At 37.6% G+C, this 21,749-nt stretch carries 31 protein-coding genes; all 31 read left to right on the plus strand.

The window, feature by feature from the left end; all coding sequences use genetic code 11:
- Nucleotides 1-7: 7 nt before the first annotated feature.
- The 31 genes from LF20184_RS04745 to LF20184_RS04900 all read left to right on the plus strand — a co-directional run bounded on the left by LF20184_RS04745 (nucleotide 8) and on the right by LF20184_RS04900 (nucleotide 21,744).
- On the plus strand, nucleotides 8-400 hold the full coding sequence (locus LF20184_RS04745) for a hypothetical protein (protein ID WP_010019259.1): 393 nt from the start codon (nucleotides 8-10) through the stop codon (nucleotides 398-400).
- 62 nt (nucleotides 401-462) lie between these two features.
- A complete protein-coding gene (locus tag LF20184_RS04750; protein ID WP_010019261.1) occupies nucleotides 463-738 on the plus strand; it encodes a hypothetical protein in 276 nt (91 codons plus the stop codon).
- Nucleotides 739-740: 2 nt separating this feature from the next.
- A complete protein-coding gene (locus LF20184_RS04755) occupies nucleotides 741-998 on the plus strand; it encodes a hypothetical protein (RefSeq protein WP_010019263.1) in 258 nt (85 codons plus the stop codon).
- 1 nt (nucleotide 999) lies between these two features.
- Nucleotides 1,000-1,449, plus strand: a complete 450-nt coding sequence (locus tag LF20184_RS04760) for a hypothetical protein (protein ID WP_010019264.1) — start codon at nucleotides 1,000-1,002, stop codon at nucleotides 1,447-1,449.
- Nucleotides 1,442-1,918: a hypothetical protein gene (locus LF20184_RS04765; RefSeq protein ID WP_010019265.1), complete on the plus strand. Its 477-nt coding sequence runs from the start codon at nucleotides 1,442-1,444 to the stop codon at nucleotides 1,916-1,918. Before LF20184_RS04760 ends, LF20184_RS04765 begins: the two co-directional genes overlap by 8 nt.
- A gap of 2 nt (nucleotides 1,919-1,920) precedes the next feature.
- A complete protein-coding gene (locus LF20184_RS04770; RefSeq protein WP_010019266.1) occupies nucleotides 1,921-2,448 on the plus strand; it encodes a hypothetical protein in 528 nt (175 codons plus the stop codon).
- A gap of 3 nt (nucleotides 2,449-2,451) precedes the next feature.
- On the plus strand, nucleotides 2,452-2,796 hold the full coding sequence (locus LF20184_RS04775; RefSeq protein ID WP_010019269.1) for a hypothetical protein: 345 nt from the start codon (nucleotides 2,452-2,454) through the stop codon (nucleotides 2,794-2,796).
- Nucleotides 2,797-2,807: 11 nt separating this feature from the next.
- Nucleotides 2,808-3,005, plus strand: a complete 198-nt coding sequence (locus tag LF20184_RS04780) for a hypothetical protein (RefSeq protein WP_010019270.1) — start codon at nucleotides 2,808-2,810, stop codon at nucleotides 3,003-3,005.
- Nucleotides 2,998-3,219, plus strand: a complete 222-nt coding sequence (locus tag LF20184_RS04785; RefSeq protein WP_010019271.1) for a hypothetical protein — start codon at nucleotides 2,998-3,000, stop codon at nucleotides 3,217-3,219. The genes LF20184_RS04780 and LF20184_RS04785 overlap by 8 nt, the downstream gene beginning before the upstream one ends.
- The gene (locus LF20184_RS04790; RefSeq protein ID WP_010019272.1) at nucleotides 3,216-3,578 is read left to right on the plus strand and encodes a hypothetical protein; all 363 of its coding nucleotides are present in this window, start codon (nucleotides 3,216-3,218) and stop codon (nucleotides 3,576-3,578) included. The genes LF20184_RS04785 and LF20184_RS04790 overlap by 4 nt, the downstream gene beginning before the upstream one ends.
- Nucleotides 3,575-4,012 carry a DUF722 domain-containing protein gene (locus LF20184_RS04795; protein ID WP_010019273.1) on the plus strand — a complete coding sequence of 146 codons (438 nt, stop codon included), beginning with the start codon at nucleotides 3,575-3,577 and terminating at the stop codon, nucleotides 4,010-4,012. The genes LF20184_RS04790 and LF20184_RS04795 overlap by 4 nt, the downstream gene beginning before the upstream one ends.
- Before the next feature lie 728 nt (nucleotides 4,013-4,740).
- On the plus strand, nucleotides 4,741-4,938 hold the full coding sequence (locus LF20184_RS04800) for a hypothetical protein (protein ID WP_010019274.1): 198 nt from the start codon (nucleotides 4,741-4,743) through the stop codon (nucleotides 4,936-4,938).
- Nucleotides 4,939-5,108: 170 nt separating this feature from the next.
- A complete protein-coding gene (locus tag LF20184_RS04805) occupies nucleotides 5,109-5,405 on the plus strand; it encodes a hypothetical protein (protein ID WP_010019278.1) in 297 nt (98 codons plus the stop codon).
- A gap of 2 nt (nucleotides 5,406-5,407) precedes the next feature.
- On the plus strand, nucleotides 5,408-5,737 hold the full coding sequence (locus tag LF20184_RS04810) for an HNH endonuclease (protein WP_010019279.1): 330 nt from the start codon (nucleotides 5,408-5,410) through the stop codon (nucleotides 5,735-5,737).
- 113 nt (nucleotides 5,738-5,850) lie between these two features.
- The gene (locus tag LF20184_RS04815; RefSeq protein WP_010019280.1) at nucleotides 5,851-6,174 is read left to right on the plus strand and encodes a P27 family phage terminase small subunit; all 324 of its coding nucleotides are present in this window, start codon (nucleotides 5,851-5,853) and stop codon (nucleotides 6,172-6,174) included.
- Nucleotides 6,140-7,807 (plus strand): terminase TerL endonuclease subunit, encoded by a 1,668-nt coding sequence (locus LF20184_RS04820; protein WP_156403035.1) that lies wholly within the window; start codon nucleotides 6,140-6,142, stop codon nucleotides 7,805-7,807. The genes LF20184_RS04815 and LF20184_RS04820 overlap by 35 nt, the downstream gene beginning before the upstream one ends.
- A 15-nt stretch (nucleotides 7,808-7,822) precedes the next feature.
- Nucleotides 7,823-9,139 carry a phage portal protein gene (locus LF20184_RS04825; RefSeq protein ID WP_010019282.1) on the plus strand — a complete coding sequence of 439 codons (1,317 nt, stop codon included), beginning with the start codon at nucleotides 7,823-7,825 and terminating at the stop codon, nucleotides 9,137-9,139.
- Entirely contained in the window at nucleotides 9,126-9,869 is a 744-nt protein-coding gene (locus tag LF20184_RS04830; protein WP_010019283.1) for a head maturation protease, ClpP-related, read from the plus strand. The genes LF20184_RS04825 and LF20184_RS04830 overlap by 14 nt, the downstream gene beginning before the upstream one ends.
- Before the next feature lie 3 nt (nucleotides 9,870-9,872).
- Complete coding sequence (locus LF20184_RS04835) at nucleotides 9,873-11,066, plus strand: phage major capsid protein (protein WP_010019285.1); 1,194 nt, start codon at nucleotides 9,873-9,875, stop codon at nucleotides 11,064-11,066.
- 174 nt (nucleotides 11,067-11,240) lie between these two features.
- A complete protein-coding gene (locus LF20184_RS04845; protein WP_010019286.1) occupies nucleotides 11,241-11,558 on the plus strand; it encodes a hypothetical protein in 318 nt (105 codons plus the stop codon).
- Nucleotides 11,539-11,886, plus strand: a complete 348-nt coding sequence (locus LF20184_RS04850) for a hypothetical protein (RefSeq protein ID WP_010019287.1) — start codon at nucleotides 11,539-11,541, stop codon at nucleotides 11,884-11,886. Before LF20184_RS04845 ends, LF20184_RS04850 begins: the two co-directional genes overlap by 20 nt.
- Complete coding sequence (locus tag LF20184_RS04855) at nucleotides 11,876-12,247, plus strand: hypothetical protein (RefSeq protein ID WP_010019288.1); 372 nt, start codon at nucleotides 11,876-11,878, stop codon at nucleotides 12,245-12,247. Before LF20184_RS04850 ends, LF20184_RS04855 begins: the two co-directional genes overlap by 11 nt.
- Entirely contained in the window at nucleotides 12,247-12,654 is a 408-nt protein-coding gene (locus LF20184_RS04860; protein WP_010019290.1) for a hypothetical protein, read from the plus strand. The genes LF20184_RS04855 and LF20184_RS04860 overlap by 1 nt, the downstream gene beginning before the upstream one ends.
- A 14-nt stretch (nucleotides 12,655-12,668) precedes the next feature.
- Nucleotides 12,669-13,268 carry a hypothetical protein gene (locus LF20184_RS04865; protein WP_010019291.1) on the plus strand — a complete coding sequence of 200 codons (600 nt, stop codon included), beginning with the start codon at nucleotides 12,669-12,671 and terminating at the stop codon, nucleotides 13,266-13,268.
- Nucleotides 13,269-13,283: 15 nt separating this feature from the next.
- Complete coding sequence (locus LF20184_RS04870; RefSeq protein ID WP_010019292.1) at nucleotides 13,284-13,670, plus strand: hypothetical protein; 387 nt, start codon at nucleotides 13,284-13,286, stop codon at nucleotides 13,668-13,670.
- Between the two features lie 244 nt (nucleotides 13,671-13,914).
- Complete coding sequence (locus tag LF20184_RS04875; protein WP_010019293.1) at nucleotides 13,915-17,229, plus strand: phage tail tape measure protein; 3,315 nt, start codon at nucleotides 13,915-13,917, stop codon at nucleotides 17,227-17,229.
- Nucleotides 17,230-17,919, plus strand: a complete 690-nt coding sequence (locus LF20184_RS04880; RefSeq protein ID WP_010019294.1) for a phage tail domain-containing protein — start codon at nucleotides 17,230-17,232, stop codon at nucleotides 17,917-17,919.
- On the plus strand, nucleotides 17,916-19,712 hold the full coding sequence (locus LF20184_RS04885; RefSeq protein ID WP_010019296.1) for a phage tail spike protein: 1,797 nt from the start codon (nucleotides 17,916-17,918) through the stop codon (nucleotides 19,710-19,712). Before LF20184_RS04880 ends, LF20184_RS04885 begins: the two co-directional genes overlap by 4 nt.
- On the plus strand, nucleotides 19,713-19,934 hold the full coding sequence (locus LF20184_RS04890; protein ID WP_010019297.1) for a hypothetical protein: 222 nt from the start codon (nucleotides 19,713-19,715) through the stop codon (nucleotides 19,932-19,934). It abuts the gene before it with no gap.
- Nucleotides 19,915-20,130 carry a hypothetical protein gene (locus tag LF20184_RS04895; protein WP_010019299.1) on the plus strand — a complete coding sequence of 72 codons (216 nt, stop codon included), beginning with the start codon at nucleotides 19,915-19,917 and terminating at the stop codon, nucleotides 20,128-20,130. The genes LF20184_RS04890 and LF20184_RS04895 overlap by 20 nt, the downstream gene beginning before the upstream one ends.
- Nucleotides 20,131-21,744 (plus strand): hypothetical protein, encoded by a 1,614-nt coding sequence (locus LF20184_RS04900; RefSeq protein WP_010019301.1) that lies wholly within the window; start codon nucleotides 20,131-20,133, stop codon nucleotides 21,742-21,744.
- Nucleotides 21,745-21,749 lie beyond the last annotated feature (5 nt).

Consider the following 21,749-nt stretch of genomic DNA (forward strand, 5'->3'; position numbering starts at 1 on the left):
TTAAATCATGCGAAATCTAATAAATTGGACTGAGGAACAACAAACGGCAATTAAACAATTAGTTAAAATTAAAACTTATTATCATAGGGATCCGATTCAGCTATTCAACGACATAGCAAGCGCTAAGCATGTTATTTCAATTTCATCATTGCCTATTGATAATCAATACAATTATTCATTTAAGCTGTATCGAGATAAATATGGCATTGAATACACCGAGACTAAAAGGAAGAAAAAAAGTAACGAAGCAAAGCAGGCAACAGTTAAGCAATTTAACGATTCAATCGATATTTTGCACGATAAATATGTTAAATCGAAAGACAACAACTTCGATGAAACCACAAGAAAATTAACTAAAGATATTATGGCATTCCTGGAAGGCGAATCAGAATTCGTATAGGAATAGCTTTAAAAACATACCGCATCACAAATATACGTCATGACATATAGAGGAGAAAAACTATGGATTATAAAACATCGAAAAATGAAGAAACACTATGGGAATTTACTAAGAGAGAATTAGAAGCAGAAGGCTTTAATCCAGTAATGTGGAGAATAAAAGAAGTTCCACTAGATGAAATTTTTACGATTTGTAACATTTATGATAATACCGAATTTGCAGTTTATTACGAAAACAGTAAATATCACTTTGGATATTATGCGGAATCAAGAAACGGTGCTTATGAATTGTTAGAAGCAGAAAAAATTACAACAGCAATCGAGTCAAGTGAGGAGTAATTATGAATATTTACATTGATCTAGATAAAGTTAGCAATACTATCCTAGACATTTTAGTTGCAAAGATGAGATTTATTGACCCGGATATAAAACTGTCTGATAAGAACCGCAAAGAAATTATTTTACTAATTAAAGAATATTACAACGTTGATCCAGAAGATTTAGCAGACACGCTCGAAAACTTGTTGGTTCACAATTTTAACAAAAAAGTAGACCCAGAAATTGCAGGATTCGTAAAACTATTCAGAGGAGAAAATTAATATGAAACGTAAATTAGATAGTAAATATAAAGAGTTGGTCGATTATGTAACAAATCGTCAAGGAGGATTGTACTTAAGCACTATAATCGGAGATTTTATAAACGGTGATACTCTACCTAATCAAATACTACATGATTTAATTACAGACAATTCTTCATATATAGATGAATTAGATGAGGTAGTTCAAATCATCGTAGATATCTACAACGACAATTATGAACTTAATGAACCACTATATAGCTTTCGACTAAAAGGCGCTAAAGATTCTAATTCTCATAGTTTGTATTTAGGTGTTGGCTTAAAAAGAAGTAAATACAGTAGCTGTTGGACAAAATATTCATACATCAGCCCAGGTGTAATGTCTATGACGGAAAAATACTTCTTAGAAAATCTACCCGAAGAAATGAGTCCCGACCAATTCGAAAAGGAAAGGGTTGATAGTGATGACTAATCCCGAATTAATCAAGCTAGTTCAGTCAATCGAACGAGACTATGGAACGGTCAACTGTAAGGAAGCTGCTAACGATTCCAGACTTAAATACATGCATAGTATGTACCCGTCCGAATCCAAACAACCAGAAGTTGCCAGGAATAAAACAAAAATGAAACAGGCTCAACACTTGCTTGATACGCTGAACGAACCTAAATACAAAATTGCAAAAATGGTACATGTGAATTCAAATACTTTCTCACAGTTGTGCTCGAGTGGATTACTAGACGATGAACTGTGGTTAGCACACAGACAGCATAGGTTCCAATATCGCTATTATCGTGGAGATAAATTGATTGCTAAAGGCACTATTAAGCAGATTGCTAATAAAACCGGCAAAACTGAAAGACAAATTAGATATTGTCAACTATCGACTTATAGAAAGTATGCACACGCTGAAAAATATCAATTGATCAGAGTGAGGAGTTAATTATGGATGATATCAGAGATGTGATGGTGAAGATTGATATTAATTCTTCAATTTTAGAACGAAAAATAAAACGACTAGCAAAGGAATTGGATGATATGGCAGACGATAGACGAATTATTAAAGGTTGGACTGATGAAGAACGTAGGGAATTAGAAGAATGTAAAAGTGGTTTAGGAAACTCTTTTGACGTAGTTAACGGAATCATAAACACTAGCTTAAATTGTAGACAGCTTAGTAGAAAATATTGGAATAACAATTCTGATAAAGAAGACAATCAAATGTTTAAAGACATTGCTGACTATTTCAATGACGATGCTAAATTTCCAGAAGAAAAATGGTATGTACATTTGATTAATGGAAACGATGAAAGCTATTTGAATCGTGGTGTTGAAAGTAAAAATATATATCCTGGCAGCAAAAAGCAAACGAATAATTTTCAAACTCAATTCACTAAACAGGAAGTAGAAAATATCAATCCTGACTATCTACTATTTCTTGAAAAAGTTCCTGTTGAAGAATTGGAGGACTAGAACATGGGATTAACAATAGCAGCCGTTAAATATGGTAAAGAATTTGATCACTTTAAAATTGGATATTTAGATTTTAAAGATATGCGTGAAGAGATTGCCCCATTAGTGGGCTACGAGTATAGAGAGGGTGACAATCCATTTTCTATACAACTATATTGCACAAAAGAAAAAGACTTTTTAACGAGATTCTTTTCACACTCAGATTGTGATGGAAAAATTATGCAAGCTGATTTAAAGAAACTATATGAAGAGTTCAAACAAATTGAACTTAAACAAGGTAGCTTCAAAGAGTTTTTAGAATTTTTGAAATTATCTGTTAATCAAAAATGGCACTGGGAATTTTACTAGGAGGACTAACTATGAAATTACATTTAGCAGCTTTCAATGACGGTCGTGGATGGCAACCGATTAGAAAGAAAGGTAAGAAAAACCATACAAATTTATGTGTCTATGATAACTATGACAGTGCCGTTAGAGCTATAAGAAAACTTAAATACAGATATCCAGAAGAAACAGAATTTAATGTATTCACGTTTGGAGTTGAGAAATTTGGATAAGCAAAGAATTATGGAACTGGCTCAAGAACTAGCAAGTGTTCCAGACAATGACACAGGTTACGCTAAGCACTACATACTCGAGGATATTGAGAATGAATTGGATGCAAAACCAATAATGCCACAAGTGTTCGATGATTTTGCTAAGAACTTCAATTATGATTCAAAATCTAAATTAGTAGCCGGAAAAATTGATAAGGATGGTGATAGTGAATGAGTTTAATATCATCAATTTTGATTGGAGCACTTGGAGGAATTGCAACGGTTCTTTTATTAAATGCTTTTGATAATAAAAAGCATAATGTAAAAACCTCCGAAAAAAATCTCGGTAGAATTCCTAGCCGAGACGAGGCAAAGCTATCGTCGGTAGCTGTAATTAAACCAGCATTATTCATTCAAACCACGACAGACAAAGCTATATTTAGTAAAGAAGATTCGCCGTCGATTACTATCTATAAGCAGTCTGGAATTGTTGAAGTCAATACTAATAAAGAAAGTATTATTTTTAGCATGATTAATATTGAAAGAATCGACTATGATCCAGATAAATGTAATGTCTATTTTGAGGGAGAGTGAGCATTATTAAATTAAGACCAGATATACGAAGCAGATGTGAAAGTATTCTTAGAGATTATCCTAGCGTTGATGGCTATATTTTAGATAGAAAACGTGAGCTTGCTTGCCAACCTCATGAGGACGATGAAAACGTTGGAGGTGGGAAGAGTTCTAAGATATCACGCCCACAAGAAACGTACGTTATTACGCTAGACCAGGATATGCGTTTAAGAATGCTAGAGAATCAGAAGAAAGTAGTGACTGACTGCTACTTAGAAACTGACGAGGACACGAGGACTATTATTAGAGAATTGTATTTCAAGAAACATCCGACGTATACGATCAGTGGATTGTCGATTAATCAAAAAGTTAACGTGTCGATAGCAACCGCTAAACGTTTGAGAACTAGATTTTTAATTGAACTATCTGAAAAGCTAGGTATGTTTGAACCTTAATGCTTTAAATTGAGCCAAACGTGAGCTTTTCGACGGTACTTTAAGAGTTAAATTAGTAGTATAGAAAGTTAGCAGGAAGTTAGCTTTCTTACCTCATAAATTAACGACGACATAAACATACCCGGAAAATATGTTTATGGTGCAGGCAATCTGGCCAAGCTATTCAATAGTTTTCGAGTTCAAATCTCGATGCCTGTATACGAGAGTTAGACCACTCTCGTGAGATACACAATCCTCTGAAACAAAAAAGGTTGGATGGTGACTAGAGCGGTAATTAGTAGTAGAAATTAGTGTAGCGATTCTACGTCGGTGGTTCGATTCCACCTCATCCAAGTGGCTAGCGGAAAACAGCCTAAACTAAAGGGTGTCTATACCCTTTTAAAAAACAACAACAAGCGTATGAATGAGGTAGCGATGCTAATTCATATACTGGTAGCTAGTGGCGCAACGGGTAACGCTAAATATTAATGATGCTGCATGGTTCGACTCCATGCCTAGCTATTGTGGAAGTATTTCCACAGTGTATGAAATAAAAGTTTAATACTAATCGAAGTGAGGTTGTCTCCCTCACTCTGGTAGCGTGAATGGTTGGGAAGCTAAGAGATCATATCTCTTGCGTTCAGGTTCGAACCCTGGACACGCTATATTAAAAAAAATGAACGCGTACTTAGTACGCCACTAGCTGATAGATATTTAATCTATCAGCTTTTTATTTTGGGGGAGAGAGTATGAAAGTAATTATCGAACCTGGTAAAGTACCCGAAATATATGACGATGACGGTCAACGGATTGACGGGATAGTTAGCTTTAATTATGGCTATGTTACAAGAGATTCAAAAGACATAGGCAAGAACGAGATGAATGTGAATTACTATTCATTACAAAGAAATGTGGTAATGCACAAAGGATGGAAGTTATATGAATAATAACAGCTCACGCTTTCTTCAACTACTCACTCTCATCCTCGTGGTGGCTAGCAGTATTAGTAATCATCAGCTTATAGATTCATCGGTTGGTAGGTTGGTATCTCATTAGTTCCCTTAGCTAAGAAAGTTGGTTCGATTCCAGCAACCGAAATAGATTGGAGGTGTGTCATATGAATAGATTCCAAAAGAAACATATCAAGGAATACCTTGATGATAATAAGATGAGCCTGGACGAAATACAACAAGCGTTCTTAGATTCGTTCACGATGAACCAGGTATCTAATGAGGAGGCTGCTGCACTGTTCGTATCACTGATTCGCAACATGATGGTGATGCCACACAATGCACAACAGTTAAAGGACTTGGGTATCGATCCTACTAAGCTAAGCATTGATACAGCTACAGAGCTAATCAATGTGTGGGCAAAGCAGTATGTTAAGGACATGCCTAAGGATAGTGATGAGTAGCTATGAACTTAATGACTGATAGTATGTTGCATAAGCTAAGAGACTGGATAGCTAATGATGATGTGATTAAGTTCTATCACACAAACGAATGGCGCAAGGTTAGAGCCAAGCGACTCAAGCTAGACCACTATGAGTGCCAGGTATGCAAGGCACAAGGCAAGCATACTCATGCCACTACTGTGCACCACATCAAACACGTTAGAGACTATCCAATGCAAGCATTAAATTTAAATAATACTGAGACTATATGCAAGGTACACCATAATCAAGAACATCCAGAAAAACTGGAACAGTTTCATAAAGATAAATTTGAAAATGAAGAACGCTGGTGAGCAATCCCCCCGGTCAAACCAAATGGGCAATCCCTTAGGGAACCGAACAACGGGGAAGGATAAAGACTCAACAAAAATATCAATTCTTACATGAGAGGGGGTTTTATTAAAATATGGCAAGAAAGAAGACGATAACAGCCAAAAGCCTAAAGGAATCGCTATTAAAGCAACTTAAAACTATGGGTGCCGATACACCGCAATTTGAAGATTTAGTTAACGATTATGTGAGTTTTTATGAGATCAAGAACAAGCTAATTCTCGATATTGCGGCTCGTGGCGTAAGTATTGAGTGGCGAAACGGCGAGAAGTCTCATGGCTACAAGAAGAATGATTCTATTGCTGAATTAGTTAAAGTTAACGCTCAAATGCTTAAGATTCTGCAACAGTTGCATATTGAAACGATTGAAGGCGAAGTTGAAGACGATGACGATTTCTAAAGTTAAATATCATCCAGCAATTGACGAGTATATGAATGGTGTTTTATCTGGAAAAATCATCGCTTGTAAAGAACAAGTTCAATTGATGCACTTTCTAATCGATAAGTTAAATGATCCACACGCAGTCTTAAGAACTGACTTAATAGACGAGGCTTTGGAGAATATTCAAAAGCATTTCGTGTGGAAGTTGTTACCTTGGGAGAAATTCATCCTGGCATTTATCCACGGTGCTTTCTACGACGATGGCAGTTTGATGTTTGACGAGTTCTTAGTGCTTCTTGGTCGTGGAGGTGGTAAGACTGGTTTCATGTCTGTAGAAGAGTGGCTACTAGCTAGTAAGCAAGGTATCAGAGATTATGATATTGATATCGTGGCTACATCAGAGGAACAAGCTACTACTTCATTCAATGAGATTCACGATTTACTTGATAGTAAAGAGAAATATTATAAGAAATACTTTCAATGGACTAAGAAATTGATTCGATACAAGAAAACTAATTCTAAAATTAGATACCGTACAAGTAATGCTAATACCAAAGATGGTGGCAGACCTGGTGCGGTATTTTTCGATGAAATTCACGCCTACAAGAACGAAGAAACTATTAACGTATTCACATCTGGATTAGGTAAGAAACCACTCCCACGGCGTTTCTACATGACCACAGACGGATATAATCGTGAGGGCTTCTTGGATAATCTAAAAGAGGAAAGCAAGATGGTACTTGCTGGTGAAAGACCTAAACGTCGAATGTTTCCGTTTATTTGTAAGCTAGATAGTCCCGATGAATGGGAAGACGAGCAAATGTGGGAGAAGGCTAATCCATCGTTGATTTACTTTCCAAATCTAAAACATGAAATGGAATCAGAATTCGAGAAAGCTCATGATCGTGACCAGGCTCGTATCGAGTTTATGACTAAACGGATGAATATCCCAGCAACTAAAGCACAATCCCCAGTTGCTAAGTGGGAAGATATCAAGGCTACTAATCAACCCACTCCCTCACTGCTTGGTAGAAGTTGCGTAGTCGGAATTGATTTCTCGGACACAATGGACTTTTGTGGAATTGGATTATTGTTCAAAATCGATGATAAATATTATTGGAAACATCATTCACTCATCAATTACAAAGCGTTGCAACATAGAAAGTACAAAGTTCCTTTAGATGTCGCGAAAGAACGCGGATTAATTAAAATTATCGACGATGAAACCAACCAACCTAAATATGTTGTTGACTGGATTTTAGAGCAAGCCAAAAAGTACGACATTAAAGGTGTTGCAGCCGATACTTTTAGACGTAATTACCTGGAACAGGAATTCAAAAATAACGGTTTTGATGACTTGCTACAAGCTAGAACGGGTATCAAGACACATACAGAACTAGAGAATACCATCGATGATTTATTCGCCTATCACAAGCTCGTATATACAGACGATGATTTCATGATGCGTTGGTACACAAATAACGTTTATAAAGATCGTGATGAGCGTGGGAATATTGAATACAAAAAAATTGAGCCTAAGTTGCGAAAGACTGATGGCTTTTTTGCTTTCCTGAATGCTTTCCAATTTAGAGAATTGCTAGATATTCCAGTTGCGACATATCACAGAACTTTGAGAACACACACTTATTAGAAAGGAGGTGAGCGGTTGGGATTTCTTGATATTTTTAAAAGTAACGAACCGGTAAGAGTCACAGAATCAGAACAAGCTAAAGAATTAAGAAAAAAGCAGTATCAGTTGTTTGAGAATTACATCCAGTCCTCAACTACTAATACTGCTTTTAAACTATATGCGATTCAGTTATGTATCAATCGAATTTCTAATGCCTTAACTAAATGCGATTTTCAAACATTAAAAAAGGGCGAGAGATTTCAGGGTGACACTTGGTACCAATTAAACGTTGAACCTAATCAAAATCAGAACGCTGCTGATTTCTGGAACAAGGTTATCTATCAAATGGTCATGAATGAAGACGGAGCTTTAATAATTCAATCAAGAGTTACAGGCGAGTTACTAGTTGCTGATGATTTTATTATTCACGAATTTGCTTTTAAGCCGAACGTGTATTCAAACATTATGATTAGTAATTACTCAATGAATACCAGTTTTATTGAAAGCGAAGTGCTTCATTTAAAACTCAATAATTCAAAGGTTAAGTCTTTATTTGATGGAATATTCGAACAGTATGGATCGCTGTTGAACGGTGCAATTAAAAACTACAACCGTAGCAATGCTATTAAATACGCACTGAATATCGATTCAACATTCGACCAATTAAAGTCACGTCCAGTTGTTGACGAAAATGGTAATCAAGTGACTGATGAGAGCGGTATCCCATTAACTGAATACGATACAGTCATTGATGACTTATTCGGAGAAAGATTGAAGGGCGTGTTTAGTGATAAAGATTCAGTCACTCCACTCGAATCTGGATTAACTTTGAATGATTTGAACGCTACCGGTAATAGTAAGTCATCCGGGAGTGCTGCTAATAAGACTACTAGAGATATTTCAGCAATGGTCAGCGATATCGTGGATATGTCAGCAGATGCTTTCATGATTCCACGTGGATTATTAAAAGGCGATACAGCCGATATTGACGGTATGACCGATAACTTTATTTCATTTTGTATCAATCCAATTGCTGAACAAATTGAAGACGAAATTAATCGCAAAATGTTTGGTAAGAACAATGTTATTAAACATACATATTGCAAGATCAGAACCGATAAGATTCGAAACTACGATCTAACTAAGATTGCTAATTCAGCTGAGTTAATCAGTCGTATTGGTGTCTGGTCAATCAATGATATTTTGGACTTTATGGATTATGAACCAATCGATGAGGACTGGGCAGACAAACACGTGATCAGTAAGAATTATAGTCTGGTAGAAGACCAGGACGATGATAATTTGAAGGGTGGTGAGAATGACAATGGAGATGGAGAAAATGAAGAAAATTAAAACAGTATTTAATGTAGTTGATGCTACCGATGATAAGCCAGCCAGAATGAATTTATATGGATTTATTGGTTCATCTGCTTCGTTTTGGGATAATGATGCTCAAGACATTACTACTAAAGGTGTTACCAAATCGCTAGACGAAATTGAAGGCGACACGTTAGATGTCCACATCAATTCAACTGGTGGAGATGCCTTTGAAGGTATTGGGATTTACAACGCTTTAAAACAATCGGATAAAACAATCAATGTTTATATTGATGCGTTAGCTGCAAGTGCCGCATCTGTCATTGCTATGGCAGGCGACACTATTTTTATGCCAAAAAATGCACAAATGATGGTTCATCATGCTGCAACATTTGAGTACGGAAACGTTCAAGACTTTGAACAAGTCATCAAAATGCTTAATAAGATGGATAATTCTTTGATTGCATCTTATGAAAGCCGATTTAAAGGAACTAGCCAAGAGCTTACTGACTTGCTAGACGCTGAAACATTCTTAAATGCTGACGAGGCAGTAGCATTCGGGTTTGCGGACAAGATTCTTGATTACTCTGACGATAAAGACGAGGACAAGGAACAAGATAATATCAAATCCTCATTATTCGCTAAATACGGAGATAACAAGATTGTTGCTAATGCTAACAACCCCGAACCGGTTAAAGAACCAATCAATAAATCAACAAACTTAGCTGATAGATTAGCTAATTTAATTGCGAAAGAAGGAAATTAATAAATGAAAAATTTAGATTTAGATAATGAAAAACTAAAAGACTCACGAGTGGCTATGTTTAATGCCTTGCGTGATGGAGACGAAAAGGCTCAAGAAGAGGCATTTGGTAACTTTGCTCAATCACTCCAAGACACAATCAGTGCTGACGCATTCAAGCAAGTTAAAGAAATGAATACTGAAATGAATGATGAAAAGGTACTTGAAGCTCGTGGAATTCGTAGACCGATGACGTCATCCGAAAGAAAGTTCTTTGCTGACGCAGCTAAGAAACAATCATTCGAAAACTTAGATGAAGTCCTACCCGAAACAGTCATTGAAGATGTTCTATCACGTATTACAGAAGAACACCCACTGCTTGCCGCTATTGATACTCAACCGGTTACAGCTTTGATGAAACTTATCTACGCTGATCCAACTAAGAAGACTGCCTTCTGGGGTAAGGTTCCAGACGATATCAAACAAATCGTCGAAGATGGTTTCAAGCCATTGTCATTAGAATCAAGCAAACTATCTGGATTCATGGCAGTTCCAAAAGGTTTCTTTAAATTAGGCCCATCATATTTGGCACAATATGTAATCACATTCTTAGAAGAAACAATGAGCGCAACACTTGAAACTGCTGTTGTTTCTGGTGATGGTAACTTGCAACCAATCGGTATGACTAAGAAACTTTCTGGTTCTACTGATGGTGTATATCCTGACAAACCAGCTATTAAATTGAATGATTTGAAACCATTGTCATTAGCTGGAATCCACGCAGCTTTGACTAAAGCTAAGACTGCTAATGGTCCAATCAGTGCCATCGTTAACCCTATGTCCTACTGGGCTAAGTTGTTCCCACAACTAGCTGTTAACGACGCTGACAACAACTGGCACTTAATTGCATTGCCAACTGGCGATACTATCATCCAATCTTATGCCGTGCCAGAAGACAAAATCGTGTTTGGTTTCACTAAAAACTACATTCTAGGTGTCTCTGGTGCTGTGGAACTTAAGGAATACGATCAAACACTAGCAATCGAAGACATGGACTTATACATTGCTAAATTCTTCGGTATGGGTGTTGCTAAGAATCAAAACGCATTCTTCGTGGCTGACATCTCTGGTATGGAAGGTGCAACTATTCCTGAACTTGAAGGCGCTCCTGACGTTAAGAGAGCCGGCAAGATTGGCGATGTGAGTGAAGAGTCAAAATAGAAACGCCATCCGAAAAAGATGGCGCCTTTGATACAGCTGGGACGGTTAAGCCTACAGCTGAACAGACAGTAGCCGAAATTAAAGCTTGGTTAGACAATCAAAAGATTGACTATACCGGCAAGACTACTAAAGACGACCTACTAGCATTAGTGCCTACAGAATAGAGGTTAATAAATGAAATACGAGGTTAGTGACGAGCTGTTAACGCAAGTTAAAAGTGAGCTTCAAATTTCTTTTAACGAACGTGACAACAGTTTGAAAAAAGCTATTAAACGCGGCATGGCATTCATCACCAGTAGAGCAGGACCAATCAACTTTGCTGGTGAATCAGAAGCATCGATAGTCGCTAATGATTTACTAATGAACTACTGTCGCTATTACTGGGACGGCTACAGGCAGATGTTCCCTGTGGACTATCAAAGTGACATCCTACATTTACAAATCGTTAACGGGGTAGCTAGGAGGTCTATTGATGAAAAGACGACTGACTAACTATACTGACGGAGTTTTAAGATATGGAACTATTAAAACTAAACGTAATGAATTTAAAGAGAAAATTGGGTTTGAATTAAACGAATCAGGCTTTCTCTTTTTTAATTACAAACAAATTCGACAACAGGATGAGGATATCTTTAGCAGTGGTAAAGATCAGTCATCCAATTTAAAAGTTGAAACTTATTACGTCCCAGGTATCGATAAGCAGATTCACAAAGCTGTTATTAACGGCAATTACTACGAGATTGAATATATCGACTTATCGACCGATAGGAAAAATATGTTTTGGTATCTCACTAAAGAAGGTGTATTGAATGAAGTTTAAAGATTCTTTAAAACTCGATAAGTTCATCGAAATCATGGACGGAGAAGATTATCCACTGTTTGATACGTCAATTGAAAAGGATGAAATTACGGCTAACAAATCGTTTTTTATTTATTCAAAAGACGGTGAGATTACACCAGCGCAAGAGAATCATAATCAATTCTTGCAGAAGTTCGTTCTATCTTTTATTACTCGCAACAACTCTCAAATCGATGTTTTAAAGCTTGCAGACAAGCTGACTAAGGCACGTCTCAGATTTACAGGTTCAGAGATTGACGACGGTAAATTCACTGATACAAACGAAGATGCCAAGATGATCACTTTGAACTTCGTTCATGTGATTAAAGCAGGTGACTGGTAATGGCTGAATTCTTTTTAAACTATGACAGTTCAAAAGCCATTCAAAATGAAATGGCTAAGGTTCCTGATCGTGCCGAAGATGCTGTTAATAAAGTTTTACATACATATGGCGCTAAACAAGCAATTCAACAAATCGTTAAGTTTATGCCTATGTCAAATAGAAACAAAAAACACGCTAAAAATTCTAATCCACTTAAATCAGATATGATGAACTTGGGATTTAGAGTTTATGCACGCGGTGGAGCAGCGAAGAACAAGGGTAGTTTCGGTTACCTGGTGTTTCCAAATGATGGTATTGGACCACATAACCTTATTGATCAAAGGTTCTTTGAACAAGGTGGGGAAGCTGCTTCAAATCCAATTTTTAGAAAAGTTATGGAAGCGTTAGAAGACGCAATGAAATTATAAAAGGAGAAATATATATGGCTGAAGAATTTACAACGTTTGACGAATACAAAGTTACAGATGCCGGTATTAAATGGTTTGAAAATGGTGCTTATGTCACTCCCTCAGTGAAGTTAGGGTGTACAGGAAAGCTTGAAATTGAAACTACATTAAAGACAGTAATTAAGAAATGTGAAGGCGATACAGTTCGTTCTGTGGATATTCCTACACAACTTAAATGTAAATTTACTGGTCATTTACCAGTTGAAAACCTTAGAAAAGTTTGGGGACTTAATACAAAGGGCTTGAAGAAAGGCGTATTTGCTTATGGTACTGATTCACGTCAAGGCCGTGGAATTATGTCATTCGATGTATTAGATCTTGATGAGGAAATGACAATGCTTAGAGCATTTCCAAACATGCAATTTTCAGGTGGTATGACTTGGGAACTAGAAAATGGTGGCGAAGAAATTGCCGAAATCGAACAAGAATTCATTGCCATGAAAGATGTCAATAACAAGTTCTTCTATGAAGCACTTAAGAGCGAAGTTGAACCTGATGTTGCTGACAAGTGGCTAACAGATTTCACACCGGAATTAGTACAAGCAACTTCCACAAGTGGAGATACAGTTGAATAGTAGAGGAGTCTTAAAATGATTACACAAATTACTTTGAACGATGGCGAAACTGTCAAAGTTAAGCCAAAAATCTCAGTCCACGCATTGAGAGAATTCCAATCAAAAGGTTTGCTTCCTAAATCATTACTGCAAGCGTTTGTTGGTGCTGATAAGGAACCGGACAAGATGGAACCTTATCTTATCAACGCTGCTTGGCTTGCTTATGTGAATGGCAACCCTGGGACAACAATGACACAAGAACAATTTGAAGATAAGCTAGACCTTAACTTTGAATTGTTTGGCAAGATTCTTGTGGACATGATTGGTGATGTTGCCGAAAGCGATAATAAACTGGCAAGCAGTTTTAAACGTTCAACAAAAAAAGGAAGTCGCAAGGACAAGAGAAAAAGACACCAAAACTAGTAATAGAAAACGTAGAAGACCTATATAGCTTCTACGTTTTTTTTATAGGGTTAGATCCTGTCGTTGCGGAATACTGGAATATCGATAGTTTGACAAAACTAACAATTAATAAGATCGCAATTGAAAATTATTTGAATTCATAAAATAGAAAGGAGGTCATCTAAGGACAAGCAAAGAGATTCAACTTGAATATAAGGTAATAAATCAGCAGTTCAAATCGGCTATTAAAGAAAATAGCAATGCTATGACTTCTTTAAATAAAGAATTTGCATTGCAAAAGGAACAGATGAGAAACACCTCATCTGAATCTGAGAAGTTAAATGCCAGTTTGACCAAGTTAAATAGTCAATACGAACTTGCAAAGAGTAAGACACAGATTACAGCTGAGGCGTTAGAAAACGTTAAGCGTGTAACCGGAGAGAATTCAGAAGAAACTCGTATTTGGACTAACAAACTTTTAACTGCTGAGAAACAAGAAGAATCGCTAAAAAATCGTATTCAATCAACTAATGCCAAGTTGAAAGAAGCTAAAACAGCGGAAAGCGAAGCGGCTCAAGCATCTCAAAAAAGACAAGCTGCTTTAAAGTCCCTGGCATCCGAACAGAAAACGCTTGAATCCTCATCCAGGAATTTAACTAAGGAATACCAGTTAGAAGTTGCTCAGCTTGGCAATAACGCCAAAGCTAGTGATAAAGCAAGGCTGGCTAAGCAATATTATGCCAAACAAGAAAAGGCAACTGCTGAGCAGGTCAAGAACTTAGAGAAACAACTCTCTCTCGCTAAGAAGGAATACGGCGAGAATTCTCAAGAAGTTGAAGAGTTAAACGGGAAGTTGCTTGATGCTAAGAAAGCTAATCAGGAATTTGCTAATTCTTATGCCGACTCTACTAACAAAATGAAGAACTTCGGTAATGCTATGACTAGTGCAGGTAACAAATTGAAGTCTGTCGGTCGTGGTATGACTGTTGGTGTCACTGCTCCAATCGTAGCTGGTGTTGCCGCATCAGTTAAAGCAGCTAGTGACTTCGATAGTGCATTTACTGGTGTTAAGAAAACTGTTGATGAGGTCAAAGATTCAAACGGCAAAGTCAAAGTTTCATATAAGGATTTGGAAAACGGCATTCGGAGCATGGCTAAGACTATCCCGGCCACTACTACCGAGATTTCTCACGTTGCGGAAGCTGCTGGGCAATTAGGAATTAAAACACCTAACGTCTTAAGCTTTACTAGAACCATGATTGACATGGGACAAGCAACTAACATGTCATCAGAAGATGCTGCTACCGCACTAGCTAAGTTGGCTAATATCACCGGTATGCCACAAAAGAACTTCGATCGTTTAGGTTCGGCAATCGTTAACCTTGGTAATAATATGGCGACTACTGAGTCAGACATCGTGGATATGTCACTTCGTTTAGCTGGTACTGGTCATCAAGTTGGTTTGACTGAATCACAAATCACAGGACTAGCCGCTGCTATGTCATCTGTAGGTATTCAAGCAGAGGCTGGTGGTGGTGCCATGTCTCGTGTCATGCAAAAGATTAATACGTCTGTTGCTAGTGGTGGCGATTCACTAGACAAGTTCGCCAAAGTTTCTGGCATGTCCTCATCCGAATTCAAGAAACATTGGAAAGATGACGCATCGGGTGCCATCGTCAAGTTCGTTAAAGGACTTGGAAAAGCAAAAGCAAGTGGCAAAGATGTCACTTCTATGCTTAAGGATATGGGTATCAATTCCACGCAAGAAATTGATACTATGCTACGTCTTTCAGGTGCCGGAGATACATTATCAAAAGCACTTAAGATATCTGGTGATGGCTGGAAAGAGAATTCAGCTTTAACGCAAGAAGCTGAAAAGAGATACTCAACTTTCAACTCAAAATTAAAGATTGTTAAAAATAAGGTTTCTGATTTAGGTATTGAATTCGGTGGTCCTTTGATGGACGCACTAAGTGATGTGCTTGATGCCTTGCAACCGGTATTTAAAGTTCTTGAAAATGCAGCTAAAGCATTTAGTAATGCTAGTCCAGAGACTCAAAAGTTCGTAGTTGCATTACTTGCGATTGCGGCGGCAATTGGACCAGTCATATCAGTGGTTGGTACGTTGCTATCAGTGCTTGGATCAATAGCGACTGTTATTGGAACGGCGGCAGTTGCACCTGTCGCATTAGTAGCCGCTATTGTTGCAGCAGTCACAGTGATAGTCACATTTGTAGTCACGCACTGGCAAGAAATTCAAACAATGACGGCTTCGGTCTGGAATTCGATTGTTACAACATTGTCCAATGTGTGGAACTCAATAGTTCAAGGTGCATCTAGTATATTTTCCAGCTTAGGTGCGTTTTTTAGTTCGATTTGGCAAAGTATTTCTACCACCGTTTCGAGCGTGTGGACGGGAATAGTCACATTCTTAACGACGTTGTGGACGAACGTGGTTACTGTTGCATCAACAATCTGGGGAACTTTATCCAGCGTATTTACTGTGATTTTTATGACTATCCAGTCAGTTATCCAAGGCGTGTGGACGTTTATAAGTTCTTGGCTCCAATGGACATGGCAAGCCATAGTTGCACTAACAGCTCCAATCTGGCAACCTATAGCCGCATTCTTTAGTAATTTATGGCAAACAATCTCCACAGTTGTACAATCGGTATGGCAATCTATAAGCTCATTCTTGTCGAGTTTATGGAATTATATAACTTCAATTGCTAGATCAGTTTTTACCGCTTTATCTAACTTCTTTAGCACAACTTGGAATGCCATTAAGTCAGTTACAAGCTCAGTTTGGAATGCTATTAAATCTGTTATCACGAATGTATGGAACGGAATTAAATCGGCTGTAACTTCGGCGCTAAATGCTGTTAAATCAGCGGTTACTAACGGGTGGAATGCTGTAAAGTCTGCTACATCAAGCGCTCTAAACGCTGTGAAATCTGTTGTATCTAACATTTGGAATGGAATTAAATCAACAATTTCAAACGTTGTCAATTCGGTAAAATCAGTAGTTTCAAGTGGTTGGAACGCTGTTAAATCTGTAACATCCAGCGTTTGGAGTGGAATTAAGTCAGCAATGGTAGCACCAATCCAAGCCGCTAAATCGACTATTTCTGGAATTGTTAACGCAATAAAAGGATTTTTCTCGGGAATGCACCTTAGAATTCCTAATATTAGCTTGCCACCATTGCCACATTTTCATTTATCTGGAAAGTTTAGCTTGAAACCACCATCAGTACCACACTTGTCTGTAACTTGGAATGCTATTGGTGGAATCATGAAGGCACCAACCATTTTTGGAATGAACGGCGGTAATTTACAAGGCGGTGGCGAAGCTGGTCCGGAAGCAATTTTGCCATTGAACTTTAAGAACTTATCAGTAATTGGTAATCAAATTGCACAAGCGACTGATGAGAAGGCTAAACAATCAGTAGTCCAAAACATTCAAATGACTTTCAATAACACTGTTAGAAATGATAGCGATATTGATAAGATTTTCGAACGTGCTGACGATTGGATTGGTCAAAGAGGTAACAAATCTAGTTTTGGAGTTAGGGGGTATTAGATGACACTACACATGGTAATTGATGGAGTCTACGATTCGGACATGCTGCTAGCTGTCGAAGACCGACCAGCTCTATCAAATCCAAATTATGAGTTTGAATCCGATTATGTAGATGGTAGGAACGGAAGTTTAAGCCGATTGAAATATATCAAGGATGTAACTCAAAAAGTAAAATTCAATATGTTGGAAGATTTCAACGTAAAAGAAAAGCTACGACACATAAAATCGTGGCTTTTTAACTGTAAAAAAATAAGATTCGATGACAATATCGTTTATCGCAAAGTTAAGTATGTCGAGATTGGAGATATCGATAATGAGATCGCCGAGTATGGATCGTTCGAAGTCTCATTCGTGTGCGACCCATTCGAATATCATGTCGGTAATGATGAGGTAACCGTCGCCAAAGATGGAATTATTTTCAATCGCGGAACTATCTACTCGCTCCCAAAACTTGAAATTATGGGGAGCGGTGAGGGAGTCGTTACGATTAATGACCAAGCTATTGAACTGAACTTGACCGTAGAACACGCCTATATAGACTCTGAAATTCAAGAGATTTATAAGGATGATACGAATCTAGGTTTATCAATGGTTGGCGATTTTCCTCGCTTAATACCTGGTCAAAACGACATCGAAATTAGTGGCGACTTCGATACTGTGAAATTTAACGTAAGGGAGAGATATCTATGATTAGACTATTTCCCGAAGATGCCACAGAAGAACAATTCAAAACCAACGGTATTGCTGTCTTAGATAGTGGCATTAAAGACAATTCTGTAGAGTGGACTAAAAATGGTATGTACAGTTTTGATTTTGATTATTTCAGTGAAGAGAAGTATAGCGGAATAATCAAAGGCGATATGATCGTGGTCGCTCCCACACCACTAGGTGAGCAACCTTTTCGAATCCATAAAGTTACCAAACAAATCGGGTTCTTAAAAGTCGAGTGTTATCACTTATTTTATGATCTAGCATCTAATTTGATTGAAGATTCTAACTTCGTTAATTCAACTGGAACCGCATTGATGGATAGATTCAATGCGGCTTTTCAATATCCAACTAGTTTTAGGTTTACATCCGATATTGATAAAGTTGCAAATTGCCGAATGGTCAGAATGAATCCAGTCCAGGCATTACTTGATACATCTAAAGATAATACATTCCTAAATCGCTGGGGTGGCGTTATCTCACGTGATGGCTATGACGTGAAGATGCTCAAGTCAATGGGTGAGGATAGAGGTTTTAAAATTACTCACGGCAAAAATCTAACAGGATATACGTATCAAATTGACTGGGAGCCGATGGCAACAAGAATCATGCCGATTGGATTTGATGGCTTGATGCTACCTGAAAAGTATGTGGACAGTCCATTAATCGACAAATACAAAAATATCAAAATCAAAACGGTTAACTATCAAGACGTTAAGGCTAAAAATTCCAACTCCCAATTTAATCAAGAGGGTGCCATTCCTGTTGATCAAGCTTATGAGAAATTAAGAAGTTTGGCCAAAGAAGAATACAGCAAGAACGAAGCTGATAAGCCTAGTATCAATATTAAAGTTCAATTTAAGAACTTGGGAGATACCAAGGAATACAGCCAGTTCAAGAAACTGGTTGATGTTAAACCGCTTGATATTGTCCACATCAAAGTGAGTGATTTCGATATTAAAGACAGCATTATCGGTTACAAGTACGATGCTTTAGCTAGAGAATACATAGAAGTAGAGCTAGGCACGATTGCAAGAACTGGTATCTCTGATAAAACCGTTAGCACCGAAAGCAAAGTAACTAACGTTGAAACCAAAGTCGATGAAACCAACACAAACCTGAATGAAACGAACGTCAATTTAACCGAGACAAATAAAAATGTAGTTGAAATTCAAAATGATATTGGTGATCTAGAAAGCACAGCTAAACAAGCTCAGGAACGCATTGACAAAGTTAAACAAGACGTTGCTAACACTCAATCAGACATGACCAAAGTCATGAATAACGGCGGGAACAACAAAATCGAGTGGTCACCAAATTTAATGAATGCCACTCAAATGAAAATTCATACTTCCTACGGATACTGGCTTTTGGATGATGCCGGCGCTGGCTTTCACTCAAATAACGGCACGGTTATGAACGGTTTAAGTGCTGATGGTCGAATTTATGCTGACTCAATTACTGGTAATACTTTGACAGGTACTACCATCAATGGTGGAAACATTAATGGTGGAATTATTAATGGAGCCCAATTCGTAGCCGGATCAATTAAAACCAAGTCACATGCTCAATTTCTTAACTCGGCTGGACAGGTTTCTACTTCAGTCGCTAGTTATGGCATTTCAACACCGGCCCTCACTGTTGACGGCAATATCGACAGGGCAATTCATGCTAACATTCAATATCTACACGTTAGTGGGAACATTTCAGGAAATGGAAGTGGATTATACTTACAAGGACCAGTGTATGTAGATGGAAAGAGAATAGGTGTCTAAATGAAAAAATTAAATACAAATAAGGTAGCAGAAGTGACTGCTAACGAATTGATTGAAAAATATAAAGAAAAATTAACTCAATCGGATTCCGAAAACATGATTATGACTATTCAATTGCAAAAGCAACAAGCATTAATTAAAGAGGTGTTTGACAAGGCACCTGAGGCTTTTCCTGACAATTATATTTTGAAGGAGGAAAATAATGGCACTAAAAACAAGTAGAACTGTGTATCTTAATGGAACATCCACAGATGAAAATAATAACGTGCTGGCAAACTTCAATGCGAATCTGAATGGCGCCGGCACTTTTAATATCTCGGAAACGATTATGGACAGATCGGATATGGACACAATCGAAAAAGATTTTGAAGAATTTAGAACGCAAGCTAAAACATTGATGGAAAAGGAGGAAAACTAGATGGCATTACCACCAATTATTCTAGATACAAACAAGACAACTCCAATTTACGAGCTGCCTTTAAAGATTCGTCAAGGCGACACAGGGGACGAGCTACAAGTTACTTTAGGAAAGTCATTCGAAAAGTACACTGATTTATCTACAGTTGACGTTGAACTCATTGCCAAGACACCCGACCAACGACTGATTAAGCAGCCTGTGACCGATAAGTCAAAAAACACGTTCAAGGTTAAGTTTCCAGATGAAATGTACACAAATGTTGGTGTCTTCAGAAACATGTATTTCAAAATCGGAGACGATTCCACATCAAGTGTGAAGTTAGTCGTGCTGCAAGGAATTGGATCAATAAAAGAAGCAGGAAGCTATATTGATGATTTTGAAACGCTGATCAAGGAAGCCGAATCTTACGTTTTAGCCTTAAAAGACTTTGCAGATACTGAAAATGCAAAAATTGATAATAAAGTTGCAGAATTAACTGGTAAGATGCAGAGCTTCGTGGATCAAGCTCAAAAAGATTTGAATGCTGCTAAAGCGGTGTGGAACACATTCCAAAGCAATTCAGAGACATCATTCACAACCGCTCAAGATAAACGAACAAGTGATTTTGACAGCCAAAAAGCAGGCTTTGAAACTGATTTTAATGAACAACAAACAGACTTCGAAAACAGATTTAAAGCACTGTTGGCAACGTTACAAGGCGACTATGACAACTTCAAAGCGTTAATCAATAAAGACGTTAAAGATTTCAATACATCTTTAGATAGTTTGGACAGCCAAGCAACAGACGTTAAAAATAAATTTGATGCTTTGAAAGCTCAACTAGATTTGGCCGCTCAAAATATTAGTGGTGTCAGGACTAATTTAATCGTTGCAAAAACAATCAAAAATTATTCCACGCTAGATAATGGAATTACCTTTGGATATGCCATCGCTTTTACAACTGACTACATTCCAGTTATGGCTAATAAAAAATATACTATTTCAATTTATGGAACCGCAAATTCAGTCGTTTCAAGAATTTCATATTATGATAGTTCAAAGAGTTTTATCAAAAAAGAACATGATGGGAAAATCAGCACAAGTTCTTCAGAGGTAATAGCAGTTCCTCCTGAAATTTCGTACATCAGATTTAGTCCAGACACACCTGATAAATCGGGAGAATATAAAAATAACTTTAAGATAGAACTAGGACCCACAGCAACCGACTATTCGCTCAATCCTAAAGACATTGCGACTGACGGAAGTGTCCAAACAGCCATTATAAATGCCTTAGACAAAGCCGACTATTCCACAAACGCCGAGGTCGACAAGAAAATTTCTACCGGTGTTGGACAAGCGAAAACATACGCTGAACAAACTATTAAGGGCATTATTGGTGCTGCTCCTGAAACGCTGGACACTATTGCGGAATTAGCCGATGCCGTGACTGAAAATAAAGACGGTGTTCAGGCTATCAATGATGGAATAACCAAAAAAGCCGACAAGACGGAAGTTACAGCACTTCAAAACACTGTTCAGACCATGATTACTCCAATCAGTCAAGAAGATTACAAAGCACTTGAAGATGCAGGAACTGTTGATCCGAAAATTATGTATGTGATTCCTGATGCTTAGGAGGT

This window comes from Companilactobacillus farciminis KCTC 3681 = DSM 20184 (genome assembly GCF_002706745.1).
Lineage (GTDB): Bacteria > Bacillota > Bacilli > Lactobacillales > Lactobacillaceae > Companilactobacillus > Companilactobacillus farciminis.